The sequence below is a fragment of the Bradyrhizobium sp. S3.2.6 genome, assembly GCF_040546885.1.
In the GTDB taxonomy this organism is placed as follows: domain Bacteria; phylum Pseudomonadota; class Alphaproteobacteria; order Rhizobiales; family Xanthobacteraceae; genus Bradyrhizobium; species Bradyrhizobium cytisi.
In genome coordinates this window covers 20,181-34,420 of sequence record NZ_JBEPOS010000036.1, presented here as the reverse complement: position 1 = coordinate 34,420, position 14,240 = coordinate 20,181, and the positions used below count along the sequence as shown (strand labels likewise).

Here is a 14,240-nt window from a genome sequence, read left to right as displayed (position 1 = left end):
GGCGCTCGTCAGGGACGTGCAGACCCACCTTAACCCAGCGAGCGATTAGAACCTCGTCGGCACGACGACGGAGCAGGGCTCCGCCGTCGCCTTGCCCTTGCCCCTAGTTGCCGGACGCCTCCGGCATCGCCCCCACATATGACGAGCTCGGCCGGATCAACCGTCCCGTCCGTTGCTGCTCGCGCGCATGTGCGGTCCAGCCGGCCGAACGTGCCACCGCGAAGATCGGCGTGAACGCCTGCCTTGGGATTGCCAGCGCATCGAGCAGGATCGCGGTGAAGAACTCGACATTGGTCTCGAGCGGCCGCTCCGGATTCTTCTTGCGTAGCGCTGCGCGGATATAGGCCTCGACCTCGCCGGCAAACGGCAGGTCGGTACCGTCAGAGGCGAGCGCCTCGACTGCAGTCTTGAGCACGTCGGCACGTGGGTCGCGCACGCGATAGACGCGGTGGCCAAAGCCCATCATCCGCTCGCCGCGCGCCAGCGCCGCATCCACCCAGGGCTGGATCCGCTCGCGCGAGCCGATCGCATCGAGCATTTCCAGCACCGGCTCCGGCGCCCCGCCATGCAGCGGACCGGTGAGCGCGCAATAGCCGGCGGTCACTGCCGCGAACAGATCGGCCTGCGTCGAGGCCACCACGCGCGCCGTGAAGGTCGAGGCATTCATGCCGTGGTCGCTGGCGGTGACGAGATAGGCATCGAGCGCGGTGACTTCGCGTGCGGCAGGGCTGCGCCCATGCAGCATGCGCAGCGTATCGGCAGCGTGACTCACGTTCGGATCGGGCGCGATCGGGTCGAGCCCTTTCGCGCGCCGCACCAGCGCGCCCGCGATCACCGGAAACGCGCCGACGATCGTGGCCTCATGCTCCAGCCCGTGCTCGGCGCGCAGGCCCGCGACCGCGGCACGAAAGCCGTCGACGATGCCCATGCCTTGGGTCGCCGGCAAGAGCTCGGAGAGCCGCGCGAAGGCACGTTCGCGCGCCGCGCCCAGGCTCGCTCGGACATTGGCTTCGGTGAGGGTCGTCTTGCTGGCGCCGTTCCAGAGCCGGGCTGTGACGCCCTCAAAGCTCGATTTGGCGGCGAGGCGGCCGACATGTTCGCCGGCGATGATGAGCTCGCCGCGCTCGCCGTCGACATGGCTCAGCACGGTCTCGGCCGCGGGAATGCCGTCCAGCCCGATCTGGCTTTTGGTGAGGTGGATGTTCATGGCCCAAATCTCCTTTGCACTGCCCCAGGGGAAAATCGGACCTCTCGACAGATTGATCAATCTTGATTACATTAATCAATATGAAAAATTCGGACGGTCTCTATCTCTCTGCCCGGGAAGCTGCGGCCGAGCTCGCGATCTCGCCGGCTTCCCTCTACGCCTATGTCAGCCGTGGCCTGATCCGCTCCGAGCCGACGCCGGATTCGCGCAAGAATCGCTACCGCGCCGAGGACGTCCGCGCCCTGAAGGAGCGCCGGGTGCCGTCGCCGGAGCCGCGCGGCTTGCGTAGCTTCGATGCCGATCTGCCGGTGATGGACACGGAGATCTCGACCATCACCGAGGAGGGCGCGATCTACCGCGGCGTCAACTGCGTCGATCTCGCCGAGAACGACACGCTGGAGCACACCGCGACGCTGCTCTGGGACGTCTCCGACGTCGATCCCTTCGCGCCGGACAATCAGCCTGCGATGTCCGAGGAGATGCGTGCGATTGCGGAGGCTGCGCGCCGCGCAGCTCCGATCGATCGCGCCATCGCGGTGCTCGCGCTCGCGAGCAGCGCCGATACCCGCGCGTTCACCCGCGCGCCCGATGGCCGCGCGATGGTCGGCGCGCGCATCGTCCGGCTGCTGGTCGCGACCATGCTCAATGCGGAGTCTTCATCCGAGCCGCTGCATCAGCAGATCGCGCGTGTCTGGGCAGGCGACAACAAGCACGCGTCCGATCTGATCCGCCGCGCGCTGGTGCTGCTGGCCGATCACGAGCTGAACGCCTCGACCTTCACCGCGCGCTGCGCTGCCTCGACCGGCCTCAATCTCTACGACTCCGTCATCGCGGGTCTCGCCGCGCTGAAAGGCCCAAAACATGGCGGCGCCGGCGTGCTAGCCTCGCAGCTCGTCAAGACGCTGGTCGACCGCGACGTCGAGCCGATGGTGCGCGAGCGCGTTGCGCTCGGTGAGCGTTTTCCGGGCTTCGGCCACGGCGTCTACAAGCGCGGCGATCCCCGCGCGAAGTCGCTGCTGAACGCCTTGGCCCGCGCCGGCGCGCCACGCAAATTCACCCGCGAGGTGCCCGAGCGGATCGCGGAAGCGACCGGAGAATTCGTCAATATCGATTATGTGCTCGCCGTGCTCGTGCACGCACTGCGCCTGCCGGGAGGCAGCGAGCTCGCTTTGTTCGCCATGGCCCGCAGCGTCGGCTGGATCGCGCATGCGAGCGAGCAATTGCAGTTCGGCAAGCTGATCCGGCCGCGGGCACGGTATGTGGGGCCGGCGCCGGGACGGAGATCGGCGCTCCTGGAGAGGCCTTAGGGACAGCCAGTGGCTCTAGGAACCAATTGCCACTTATTCCCGTTCCGCTACGGTTCAGGCTTATTTTTCTTCTGATCGCGCCATGTTACATCGCCGCGAATTGGACTATTGCCCGCCTGCCCCACGTCCTTCGCCAGCCCGGCCAGGATTTGTCGAGCTATTAATCAAACTGAGGCGAAACCCGCTTGAATGCTGGAGCGCGGATTTTTTTGAGGAGCCAATAGCCAAGCTTCGCCTGCCGTTCGCTGATGCTTTTCTGGTTCATGACCCCCAAGCCATCAAGCGCGTGCTGATGGATAATTCAAGAAACTATCAGAAAGATACGATCCAACGCCGCATTCTCTCGTCTGGACTGTCCGATGGCTTGTTGAGCGTCGAAGGAGAGCGTTGGGAGCTTCAACGACGAATACTCGCACCCGTGTTCGCTCGCAGAACCGTCAACTCTTTCACGAAGGCCATGTTGTCGGCCGCGAACGGACTGGCCGCAAGATGGACAAGCTTGGAGCCTGGCGCCACGGTAGACGTCGCTGCAGAGATGACTCTGGTCACTTTGAACGTGCTCGCAGTCACGATCTTTTCTGGCGGGATCGGCGGCGACTTCGATGAATTTCGAGTGGCGATGAATGCCTATTTCAGCGTGATCGGCCGCATAGGGATGCTGGATCTGTTCGGCGTGCCCAAATTCGTGCCACGTCCGGGTTATCGCCGCTTGCGTCACACGATGGCTTACTTCGAAGCGGTGATCGACACGATCATACACGCGAGGTACCAAAGGCTTGCGGCCCTTGCCGCACACGACGGGCCAGATGATCTTTTGACGCTGCTGTTACGTTCGCTGGATCCGTCGACCGGACGGCAACTCAGCCCGACAGAGGTTCGCTCGAACATCCTCACTTTTCTTTCGGCGGGACATGAGACAACTGCCAATACACTCGCCTGGTCGATCTTTCTGCTTTCACAGGTACCGGAGTGGCGATCGCGCGTCGTGGAGGAAGCACAACGGGAACTGTCGAACCCGAGGGATGACCTGGCCGACCGGCTGATCGTGACCAAGGCAGTGATCGAGGAAACGCTTCGCCTCTACCCGCCGATCGCCGCACTCAGCCGGGCCGCGGTCGATGCCGATGTGTTGGGTGAAATCCCGGTCAAGCCGCGGTCTCTGATCGTGATAGCGCCCTATGTTCTCCATCGACATCGCGGGCTATGGAGCCGCCCGGATGCATTCGACCCTTCCCGGTTTCTACCGGAGGTCCGCAGCCGAATTCCACGTTTCGCCTATATGCCCTTCGGGGTTGGGCCTCGGACCTGTATCGGTTCGTCTTTTGCCCTGCAGGAGGCTGCAATCGTACTTGCTGTCTTGACCCGTCATTTCGAGATGCAGCTGCTGCCGCACGCCGAGGTCTGGCCCCTTCAGCGCATTACGCTACGTCCCGCAAAGGGGCTGCCGATGAGGTTAATTCAGAGGAGAGCGCTTTAGCGCGGCGACCGGAGAGGCGCTTAATTGCTTTCCGTATCGTCGGCCCCCGGGCACGCTTCCAGCATCTTCGATCTCCCCGGGAGCAATTCGTGTCGCAAGCCGCCCTGCCTAGCCGAAGCCGAGCCGTTCGCTCGCGCGCCGAACTCACGTCAGCCATTGCAACGGCATACGAGCGCATCGAAAGGGACCAACACCGCAACTGCTGGGTCTATGTGAGGCCGATGGCGGAGGCGCTGGCGGAGGCCGAAAATCTCGCGGGGCGCGGCGCGCAGGGCGAATTCCTACCGCTCCTCGGTGTGCCTTTCGGCGTGAAGGACAACATCGACGTGGCGGGCATGTCGACCACCGCGGCCTGCCCATCATTCGCTCATGTTGCCGAGCGGTCGGCTCGGTGCGTCGAGCGCCTGATCGCAGCGGGTGCCATCTGTCTCGGCAAGACAAACCTGGATCAGTTCGCCACCGGGCTCTCCGGCGCGAGGTCACCTCACGGCGCCTGTCCGAGCGCCGCCGACGATCGCTATGTCGCGGGTGGATCGAGCTCGGGCTCGGCCGTCGCCGTTGCCTCCGGCCATATTGCTTTTTCGCTCGGAACCGACACCGGCGGCTCCGGCCGGATACCGGCAGGTTTCAACGGCATCATCGGGGTCAAGCCGACGGTCGGCCTGGTTTCATCCCGTGGGCTGGTCCCGAACTGCCCGACGCTCGATTGTCCGTCGATCTTTTGCAATTCAGCCGCCGAGGGCAAACTGTTGCTGGGGCTCGTCGAGGGCTTCGACGACGAAGATCCATACAGCCGTCAAGCGCCCGGCCTGTCATCGGTCTTTCCCCGCGAATTCCACTTCGGACGTATTTCCGCTCGTCAGCTGAATTCATTCGGTATGCCCGAATGCGACGCGCTGTACGAACGGGCCTGCGAGAGGCTCGTGCGGTTGGGAGGCCAAGCCATCGAGATTGACTTCACGCCTTTCACTGAAGCCGGCGAAATGCTGTTTTCGGGGCCATGGATCGCCGAACGCTACGCGTCGATCAGCAGGCTCCTCGACATCGATCATGGTGAGCTGCTGGAGGTTACGCGCAAGGTCCTGCACTCCGCGGCGCAGTTCACCGGGGCGGACGCATTCGCGGCACAACACCGTCTCTTGAAGCTGCGGCGGCAGGTCCGGCTGTTCTTTGAAGAGATGGATGTGCTTGTGGTGCCCACCGCACCGCGTCCCTACACCATTGCGGATATGCTTCAGGACCCCATCAAGCTCAATAACAGCCTTGGTTACTACTCCTACTTCGCCAATCTTCTGGACCTCTGCGCGGTAGCGCTTCCCAATGCAGCGCTCCCCACCGGCATGCCCATGGGCGTCACCCTGCTGGCGCCCGCATGGCACGACCATGCCCTTCTGGATTTTGCATCGCGATGGCAGCCTGACGAAGGCGGAGCTCTGTTCGGTCTCAAGGTCTATTCGCCGGTCGCCGGCTAGACGAGTTCGAGATCGAGGGCGCGCAAATTCAGGATGACGATGAGGCCCCTGTCGTAGCGGATGACGCCTCTCGCCTGCATGCGCGAGAGCTGCACCGTCACCCATTGTCGGGTCGCCCCGATCAGGTTGGCGAGATCGCTGTGGGTGAACGGAATGCCGATCACGATCTGGCGGCCCTGCTGCGATCCGTAGATCTTCGAGAGAAAGATCAGCAGGCGCTGCAACCGCTCGGTCACCGACCGCGTGCCGAGCATCTGCGCCATCGCCGAGTAGCACCTGGCCTTGAACGCCAGCGCATCCAGAAGAGCAACCGCGATGGTCGCCGATTGAAGTGCAAGTTCGCGCAGGGTGGCGCCGGGCAGAAACAGGAGCCGGCTGCGCTCAACTGCAACCGAAGACCACATATGCGCGCCGGCTCCGAACAGGTCCGGCCCGCCAATGAAATTGCCGGCAAACCAGTAGGCGAGCGTCACCTCGCGCCCGGAAGGGGCTGCGTAATAGCTGCGGATCCGGCCGGACTCGATCAGATAGATGCCGTTCTGCGTGTCGCCCTGGCGCCAGATATGCTTGCCGGTTTCCAGCACCTCCTTGCGGCCGATGGCAAGGACGCGACGGCGGTCAGCCTCACCTAAGGGATCGAGGAAGCCTGGCAATGAGCTGACCAGAGTATCGGACTCCGCCAGCATGATCCCGGCCGTAGTCCTGAGAGTTGCCGCTGCCATCTGCCCGCTCCCTCGTAGCCGGGCGATGCCATTCAAGAGCCATGCCAGCTCGCGCTATGAGGACACGCGCTAGGCGACCGTTTCCATTTGCTCGAATGCCTTGCGGCCTTCGCTCCGGATCAGATCGAGGCAGTCCCGCTTGAGGGCGAGATAGGCGGGGTCGGTCAGGATGGCGCTCGAGCGCGGGCGCGGCAGGCCTACGGAAAGATCGCGCAGGATACGACCCGGCCCGGCGCTCATGATCAGCACCCGATCGGACAGGAGAATGGCTTCGTCGATGTCGTGCGTGACGAAAACGATAGTGGCGTTGATCCGGCCGCGAAGTTCGAGAAGGTTGTCCTGCATCACCGCCCGGGTCTGCGCGTCCAAAGCGCCGAACGGTTCGTCCATCAGCAGGACGCGCGGCTGATTTGCGAGAGCGCGGGCGATCGCGACCCGCTGCTGCATGCCGCCTGACAGCGTATGCGGATAGGCGTTGGCGAATTTTGTCAGCCCGATCATTTCGATCAGGTCGTCCGCGATCCGCAGTGCCTCCGCTTTCGACTTGCCGAGCGCGCGCGGTCCATGCGCGATATTGCGCCGTACCGATTTCCACGGGAATAGATGCGGCTGCTGGAACACCATCCCTATATCCGGCCTGGGTCCCAGCATCGACTCGCCGGCCACCGTCACCAGGCCTTCGAACGGCCGCTCGAGCCCGGCCACCGCATTCAGGAGTGTAGACTTGCCGCAGCCCGACGGGCCGACGAGCGAGACGAATTCGCCCGGCATGACGGCCAGAGACACCCGGTCCACCGCGATAACCTGGCCGCGCGGCACATCGAAGACGATGCTCAGATCCTCGACGCGGATGATCGCCCGAGGTGTTGTCGACGAAGGCGCGGGCGGAGCATCCACCAGCCGGAGCGGCAGGGCCGGACGAAGCGGGTTGTGCATCATCGCCACCATACGGCGCGTTCGGCAATGGCCGCGAAGGAACGATCGGCCGCGAATGAGAGCAGTCCGAGCGCCGCCAGCCCTCCCATGACCTGTCCGGTCTGCATGTTCTGTTGCGCAATCTCGATCCGGTAGACGATGCCCGCAAACGCGCCCGCCAGCTCGGCGGCGACCAGCGTGTAAAAGGAGATGCTGACGGCGGTGCGCAGGCCGACGACAATGTAGGGGAGCGCACCCAGCAGGACGATCTCCGATAGCATCTGCCGGCGCGGCGTGCCGAGCATCAGCGCGGCGCGAATGAGGCCGCGGTCGACCTTCTGCACGCCGATATGGGTCGCGAGCCACACGGTGAAGAACACACCCCAGACGACCAGAAACAGTTTGCCGGCCTCCGACAGCCCAAACCACAGGATCACGATCGGCACAAAGGCGATTGGAGGGATCGGGCGAAGAATGTGGAACAAAGGGGAGAGCAGGCTCGAGACCAGCCTGAACTCGCCTGTCAGGACGCCGAGCACGATCCCACCCGTGGCACCGATCAAAAATCCCGCAGTGACGCGGAAGAGGCTCGCGGAAAGGTCGCCGAAAAACTGGCCGCTATGGATCCAGTCGAGGACGGCGACGGCGACCGTCGAAGGCGGCGGAAACAGCACCGCGTTGACGATCCGAGATCGGGCGATCAATTCCCATACGCCGACGAAGGTGGGCACGGAGAGCACGCCGACAAGCACGCTAAGGCGCCCGGCCGCGTTCGCACGGCTGCGTCTGCCGACGCTCATGGATTGGCCGACAGCGTCACACGTGCGGCATCAAGTGCCTTCAATGGCGCAGTCGCGATGATCTGTAAGAAATCGGGCATCCCGGCCCCGGGCGGATGATTGCCGGTTGCGAGCCGCCAGGCAGCGTGCGTCTTGAGCGTCTCGAGCAGCTTGTCGTCAAGGCGCACATGATAGACGTAGTCCGGCCAGATCAGCGTCAGCTCGTCGCGTTTCATGCCGGTCGCCGTGGCAATGATGTCAATCGCTTCATCCGGATGAGCCTTGACCCAGCCTTCGGCCTCAATGAGGGCAGCCAGGAATTTGCCGATGACCGCAGGGTTGGCCTCCAGATAGGACCGCATCACAACGACGTTGAACGTCTCCGAGTAGAGCCCCTTGGTGTCGAGCAGGACGGCACCCTCGCCGAGAGCTTTCTTTGCATTCGCCACATGCGGCTCCCAGGTATCGAATGCATCAATGCTCCCCGCCGCCAGGGCGGGAAGCATCTCCTGCGGGCGAAGATTGACGAGCGTAACGTCCTTGGCGGTCAATCCGGCCGCCTTTAACAGGACCGCTGTGTAGACCTCGCTGCCCGTCCCGGCCGTGAAGCCGATGCGCTTGCCGCGCAAGTCGGCCTTGGTCCTGATCGCCGCGGACGCGGCCGTCATCGTCTTCAGATCCGAGTATTCCATGCCGGCGACGAAGGCGATCGGCTGCTGGGCCATTGCGGCCGCCGTTACCGGCGCTTCGGCGGTCGTTGCGATATCCGCTCCTCCTCCGACCACCGTATCGAGGCACTGCTTTCCGCTGGTGAAGTTCGAAACGGAGATATCGAGCGCCTGCTTGGCGAACAGGCCTTTGGTCTTGGCGACGATCGCGAGACCCGAAATCGGTCCGAGATTCTGCGCAAGCCGTGCCTTCAGCACATCTTCGGCTTTAGCTCCGACGCCGGAATTCAGGCCGACCGCATACGTCGAGATCACCAACAAAACCACGCGAAGAGCTGTGTTCGAGCGCATGCAACCACCCCCAGGAACGTCGGCGGCCGCAACGGCCGGCCTGCGATTAGATGAGGGTCATCCGAAGGCAACGCGCCGTGAAGCAATTAATCGACAACTCATCCCGCTGGCAAATATTTGCGCATCGCGGATGCGCAGCGGACCGCAATTTAGGCAACGGAGCGCTCCAGGCGCCCGCCTCTTGTGCTGCCGGCCGAGCCCGTTCAGACCCGCGGCTTCGCCGCTGCCGCGATGCCGTCGCCGTTCCGGCGACGGATGATCCAAACCGTCACGCCCAGCACGATCGCGACGGCGACCACGGTCAAAATCCAGATGTGTTTGACCGGATGCCCCTCGTGCGGCACCCCGAAATATTGGTGGAAGGCCGACACCGCCAGCACGCCCGGCAGCACATGGGCCGGGGCCCAGACCAGGATCGCGGGGATGTTCACCGCGTAGAACTTTGCCGGCGCCATGCCGAGCGCACCGGCGGTCACCGGCACGAAGGCGCGGATCGGCGGCACGAAGCGGGCGAAGAACACCGCCCAGGTGCCGAAGCGGTGGAAGAAGGTTTCGCTCTCCTCGACCACGCGCGGATAATTGGTCATCGGCCAGGTGTTGAGGATCTTGCGCTGCTGCCGGTGCCCGATCCAGTAAGCCGAGCCGTCACCCAGCACGGCGCCCACGGCGGCCGCGAGCAGCACCCATTGCAGCTTCAGGTCGCCGCCCGGAATCAGGGCGCTCAGCGCCAGGATGATGGTCGAGCCCGGGATCACCGACCCCACCACCGGCACGGCTTCGAGAAGCGCTGCCAGGAACAGGGTCAGATAGGCCAGCCACGCGTGGACTGAGACGAAGGATATCAGGGGATCAAGGAATGACGTCACGTCGTCTCTGTGGTGGGCTGGGGCATTCGGGTTCAGACCCTTACACAAGTAGTGAGAGGCGGTGAAAGTGCCATTCACCTGGGCAGGGCGCCTGTCCGGCGCGAAATTTGGGCGAGATTTGCAGGGCAGCCTTCCCAAAATCGCGTTCCTTGCCTATCTAAATGAAAAGACAATGGAACTTTGGTTGGCGCGCGGGCTTCTGCAGGCCCTTGGTCTCTGATAGGTTCGCAATCGCACCCAGCCGCAGCCAACGTGCAAATAACTGGTCTCGGGATCGCCCGGGATCTCGGAGGATTGATGACGACCGCCGCCTTGTCCAAAGTTGAGGAAATTTCCGGTCTGCCCGACATGAAGGTGTCGGTGCGCCAGGTATTCGGGATCGACAGCGATCTCGAAGTGCCGGCTTATTCCGAAGTCGATCCTCATGTGCCCGAAGTCGATTCCGACTACCGTTTCGACCGCGCCACCACGCTTGCCATTCTCGCCGGTTTTGCCCGCAACCGCCGCGTGATGGTGACCGGCTATCACGGCACCGGTAAATCCACCCATATCGAGCAGGTCGCAGCCCGCCTGAACTGGCCCTGCGTGCGCGTCAACCTCGACAGCCACATCAGCCGTATCGATCTCGTCGGCAAGGACTCGATCGTGGTCCGCGACGGCAAGCAGGTCACCGAATTCCGTGACGGCATCCTGCCCTGGGCGTTGCAGCACAACGTCGCGCTGGTGTTCGACGAATACGACGCCGGCCGCCCGGACGTGATGTTCGTGATCCAGCGCGTGCTGGAGGTCTCGGGCCGCCTGACGCTGCTCGACCAGAACAAGGTGATCAAGCCGCACCCGTCGTTCCGGCTGTTTTCGACGGCCAACACGGTCGGCCTCGGCGACACCTCGGGCCTCTATCACGGCACCCAGCAGATCAACCAGGGCCAGATGGACCGCTGGTCGATCGTCACCACGCTCAACTACCTCAGCCACGACGAGGAAGTGGAGATCGTGCTGGCGAAGGCCAAGCACTATCGCACCCAGGAAGGCCGCGACATCGTCAACAAGATGGTGCGCCTCGCCGATCTCACCCGTAACGCCTTCGCCAATGGCGATCTGTCGACGGTGATGAGCCCGCGCACGGTGATCACCTGGGCTGAGAACGCCGACATTTTCGGCGATATCGGCTTCGCGTTCCGCGTCACCTTCCTCAACAAGTGCGACGAGCTCGAGCGTCCCCTGGTCGCCGAGTTCTATCAGCGCTGCTTCAACGCGGAGCTGCCGGAATCGGCAGTCAACGTGGCGCTCAGCTGATCTCTCGATTGAACGTCACTGATAGTTTCCTGACACAAGAGCGGCCGGTGGTTATGGGTCCCGGCCTTCGCCGGGACGACAGATAGGGTCAGATGACCACCTCCAACTCCAAATTCCGCAACACCAAGGAAGCGCCGACCGAGCCGTTCAAGCGCTCGGTGGCGTCCTGCCTGAAGGCGATCGCGAAGTCGCCCGAGCTCGATGTCTCCTTCGCCGCCGAGCGCCCGGGCCTTGCGCCCGGCAAGGCGCGGCTGCCCGAGCCCGCGCGGAAAATGACCAAGCGGGATGCCGCGATCGTGCGCGGCCACGCGGATTCGATCGCGCTCAAGATCGCCTGTCACGACGCAAAGCTGCATCGCAAGCTGATGCCCGGCAATCCGCAGGCGCGCGGCGTGTTCGAGGCGGTCGAGCAGGCCCGCGTCGAGGCGATCGGCGCGCGCCGCATGGCGGGCGTTGCCAGGAACCTCACCGCGATGCTCGACGATCACTTTCATCGCGGCAAGTTCGACGAGATCACCGACCGCGCCGACGCGCCGCTCGCCGACGCGCTGGCAATGCTGGTGCGCGAGCGCCTGACCGGTATGGCGCCGCCAACGGCTGCGAAGAAGATGGTCGATCTCTGGCGCCCCATCCTCGAGGACAAGATCGGCAGGCGGCTCGACCGGCTTGATAACCTCGTCGAGGACCAGACCAGGTTCGGCGACGCCGTGCACGATCTCTTGACCGCGCTCGAGCTCGGCGACGAGCGCAGCGCCGACAGCGAGGACAATGAGGACGACGACGAGAACCGGGACGGCGACAACGACCAGTCCGGTGCCGAGGGTTCGCCCGATTCCGACGCCGCGCAGGAGATGAGCGCCGACCAGGCGCAGGCCTCGAGCGAGGATATGAGCGACAGCGCGATGGAAAGCGCGCAGGCCTCGACGTCGGATACCCTGGACGACGGTGAGCTCGGCGACGACGAGACGCCGGGCGAGGCGACGCGCCCGAACGCGCATGGCAAGAACGAGCCGCGCGGGCCGGAATATCACGCCTTCGCGCCCAAGTTCGACGAGGTCATCGCCGCCGAAGATCTCTGCGACCATGACGAGCTGGAGCGCCTGCGCGCCTATCTCGACAAGCAGCTCGCGCACCTCCAGGGCATCGTCGCCCGCCTCGCCAACCGGCTTCAGAGGCGCCTGATGGCACAGCAGAACCGCGCCTGGGAGTTCGATCTCGAAGAAGGCATTTTGGACCCCGCGCGCTTGTCGCGCGTGGTGACCGACCCGCATCATCCGCTGTCCTTCATGCATGAGAAGGAGGCGACGTTCCGCGACACCGTGGTGACGCTGCTGCTCGACAATTCCGGCTCGATGCGCGGCCGTCCGATCACGGTCGCCGCGACCTGCGCCGACATTCTCGCGCGCACGCTGGAGCGTTGCGGCGTCAAGGTCGAGATCCTCGGCTTCACCACGCGTGCCTGGAAGGGCGGGCAATCGCGCGAGGCGTGGCTTGCCGCCGGCAAGCCGGCCAGTCCCGGCCGCCTCAACGATCTCCGCCACATCATCTACAAGTCGGCCGACGCCCCGTGGCGCCGCGCGCGAAAGAACCTCGGCCTGATGATGCGCGAGGGGCTGCTGAAGGAGAACATCGACGGCGAGGCGCTGGACTGGGCGCACAAGCGCCTGCTCGGCCGGCCCGAGCAGCGCAAGATCCTGATGATGATCTCGGACGGTGCGCCGGTCGACGATTCCACGCTGTCGGTCAACCCCGGCAACTATCTCGAGCGGCACCTGCGCCACATCATCGAAGAGATCGAGACCCGCTCGCCGGTCGAGCTGATAGCGATCGGCATCGGCCACGACGTGACGCGCTACTACCGCCGCGCGGTCACGATCGTGGACGCCGAAGAGCTCGGCGGCGCCATCACCGAGAAGCTCGCCGAACTGTTCAGCGAGACCAACACCGCGCCCACGCAAGCTCCCAGTCGCCCGCGACGCAAACTGCATTCGTGAGCACGCATCAATCCCGCCGCGGCTTTCTTGGCCACGCGGCGGCGGGATTTTCCACTCTTGTAACTCCTCGGCTCGCGCAAGCGCAGTCCGCGCCAAAGCCGGCGCGGGCCGAGCACGCCGTCACCGAGCCCGTCAGCATCGAGGTCAACGCGCGGCCGATTCCCGACTTCGAGCCGCGCGACCGTTCGCGCGTGCGGTTCGGCTCGTTGCAATATCGCAGCGGTCTGGTGCTGACCTCACCGCATCGCGGTTTTGGCGGCCTGTCCGGCTTCCGCTTCCTCGATGACAAGGGCCTGCGCTTTCTCGCGCTGTCAGATCAAGGCACCTGGTTCACCGGCGCCATCCGCTATTCCGGCAGCAAGATGGTCGGGCTCGACGACGTCGAGGCCGCGCCGATGCTCAACGCCGAGGGACGGCCGATCACGGAGAAGCGGCTCTGGTACGATACCGAGTCGCTCGCGCGCGACGGCTCGCTGGTCTATGTCGGGCTCGAGCGCGTCAACCAGATCATGCGCTTCGACTTCGCCAAAGGCGGCACCCGTGCCCGCGGCGAGGTGGTGCCGACGCCGCCCGCGCTGCGAAAACTGCCCTACAACAAAGGCCTTGAGGCGCTGGTGTTCGTGCCGAGGGACATGAAGGGCCAGCCACTCGCGGGCACGCTGATCGCCCTGTCGGAAGGCGGCTTCGATGCCGACGGCAATCTGATCGGCTTCTTGATCGGTGGTCCCTCGCCCGGCCAGTTCAGCATCAAGCGCACCGACAAGCAGTTCATCAGCGACGCCGTGCTGCTGCCGTCAGGCGAGTTGCTGATCCTCGAGCGCAAATTCTCCTGGTTCACCGGCATCAACATCCGCATCCGGTCGCTCCCGTTGAAGGCAATATCGCCCGGCGCATTGGTCGACGGCCCCGTGCTGTTCGAGGCCGATCTCGGCCATGAGATCGACAACATGGAAGGCATCGACGCCCACGTCACGGCCGAGGGCGAGACCGTGCTGACGATGGTGTCGGACGATAATTTTTCGCTGCTCCAGCGCACGCTGCTGTTGCAGTTCACGCTGGTGGACTAGTCGCCTGTTCCGTGACGACGGCCCGTCGTGCCCGCAATGCATGGGGCCGCCAGCGGCCATGCCGCCTGCGCAACTGGCAATTCGCCGTCGGCCTACTAGACTTCATGCAATCGCTTTCA

At 64.3% G+C, this 14,240-nt stretch carries 12 protein-coding genes; 6 read left to right on the top strand and 6 right to left on the bottom strand.

The features are described from left to right. Positions 1–103: 103 nt before the first annotated feature. Complete coding sequence (locus ABID58_RS35390) at positions 104–1,207, bottom strand: citrate synthase/methylcitrate synthase (protein WP_354037527.1); 1,104 nt, start codon at positions 1,205–1,207, stop codon at positions 104–106. Positions 1,208–1,287: 80 nt separating this feature from the next. Between ABID58_RS35390 and ABID58_RS35385 the strand changes: the two genes are divergently transcribed. The 3 genes from ABID58_RS35385 (at position 1,288) to atzF (ending at position 5,463) form a co-directional block, all read left to right on the top strand. After that, positions 1,288–2,514: a citrate/2-methylcitrate synthase gene (locus ABID58_RS35385; RefSeq protein WP_354037526.1), complete on the top strand. Its 1,227-nt coding sequence runs from the start codon at positions 1,288–1,290 to the stop codon at positions 2,512–2,514. Positions 2,515–2,596: 82 nt separating this feature from the next. Then, complete coding sequence (locus ABID58_RS35380; protein ID WP_354037524.1) at positions 2,597–3,991, top strand: cytochrome P450; 1,395 nt, start codon at positions 2,597–2,599, stop codon at positions 3,989–3,991. 89 nt (positions 3,992–4,080) lie between these two features. Further along, positions 4,081–5,463, top strand: a complete 1,383-nt coding sequence (atzF, locus tag ABID58_RS35375) for an allophanate hydrolase (RefSeq protein ID WP_354037523.1) — start codon at positions 4,081–4,083, stop codon at positions 5,461–5,463. Here atzF and ABID58_RS35370 read toward each other — a convergent pair. From ABID58_RS35370 to ABID58_RS35350, 5 genes are all read right to left on the bottom strand, one after another. Beyond that, complete coding sequence (locus ABID58_RS35370; protein WP_354037521.1) at positions 5,460–6,185, bottom strand: Crp/Fnr family transcriptional regulator; 726 nt, start codon at positions 6,183–6,185, stop codon at positions 5,460–5,462. The two genes, atzF and ABID58_RS35370, sit on opposite strands and share 4 nt — an antisense overlap. A gap of 69 nt (positions 6,186–6,254) precedes the next feature. Continuing rightward, a complete protein-coding gene (locus ABID58_RS35365; RefSeq protein ID WP_354037520.1) occupies positions 6,255–7,133 on the bottom strand; it encodes an ABC transporter ATP-binding protein in 879 nt (292 codons plus the stop codon). Beyond that, positions 7,121–7,900, bottom strand: coding sequence for an ABC transporter permease (locus ABID58_RS35360; RefSeq protein ID WP_354037519.1), 780 nt, complete (start codon positions 7,898–7,900; stop codon positions 7,121–7,123). The genes ABID58_RS35365 and ABID58_RS35360 overlap by 13 nt, the downstream gene beginning before the upstream one ends. Further along, positions 7,897–8,898: an NrtA/SsuA/CpmA family ABC transporter substrate-binding protein gene (locus ABID58_RS35355; RefSeq protein ID WP_354037517.1), complete on the bottom strand. Its 1,002-nt coding sequence runs from the start codon at positions 8,896–8,898 to the stop codon at positions 7,897–7,899. Before ABID58_RS35355 ends, ABID58_RS35360 begins: the two co-directional genes overlap by 4 nt. A 203-nt stretch (positions 8,899–9,101) precedes the next feature. Beyond that, positions 9,102–9,764, bottom strand: a complete 663-nt coding sequence (locus ABID58_RS35350) for a DedA family protein (protein WP_148751939.1) — start codon at positions 9,762–9,764, stop codon at positions 9,102–9,104. A 297-nt stretch (positions 9,765–10,061) separates the two neighbouring features. Between ABID58_RS35350 and cobS the strand changes: the two genes are divergently transcribed. The 3 genes from cobS (at position 10,062) to ABID58_RS35335 (ending at position 14,121) form a co-directional block, all read left to right on the top strand. Continuing rightward, positions 10,062–11,060 (top strand): cobaltochelatase subunit CobS, encoded by a 999-nt coding sequence (cobS, locus tag ABID58_RS35345; RefSeq protein WP_148751938.1) that lies wholly within the window; start codon positions 10,062–10,064, stop codon positions 11,058–11,060. Positions 11,061–11,152: 92 nt separating this feature from the next. Then, on the top strand, positions 11,153–13,054 hold the full coding sequence (cobT, locus tag ABID58_RS35340; RefSeq protein WP_354037515.1) for a cobaltochelatase subunit CobT: 1,902 nt from the start codon (positions 11,153–11,155) through the stop codon (positions 13,052–13,054). After that, the gene (locus ABID58_RS35335; RefSeq protein ID WP_354037513.1) at positions 13,051–14,121 is read left to right on the top strand and encodes an esterase-like activity of phytase family protein; all 1,071 of its coding nucleotides are present in this window, start codon (positions 13,051–13,053) and stop codon (positions 14,119–14,121) included. The genes cobT and ABID58_RS35335 overlap by 4 nt, the downstream gene beginning before the upstream one ends. Positions 14,122–14,240: the final 119 nt, after the last annotated feature.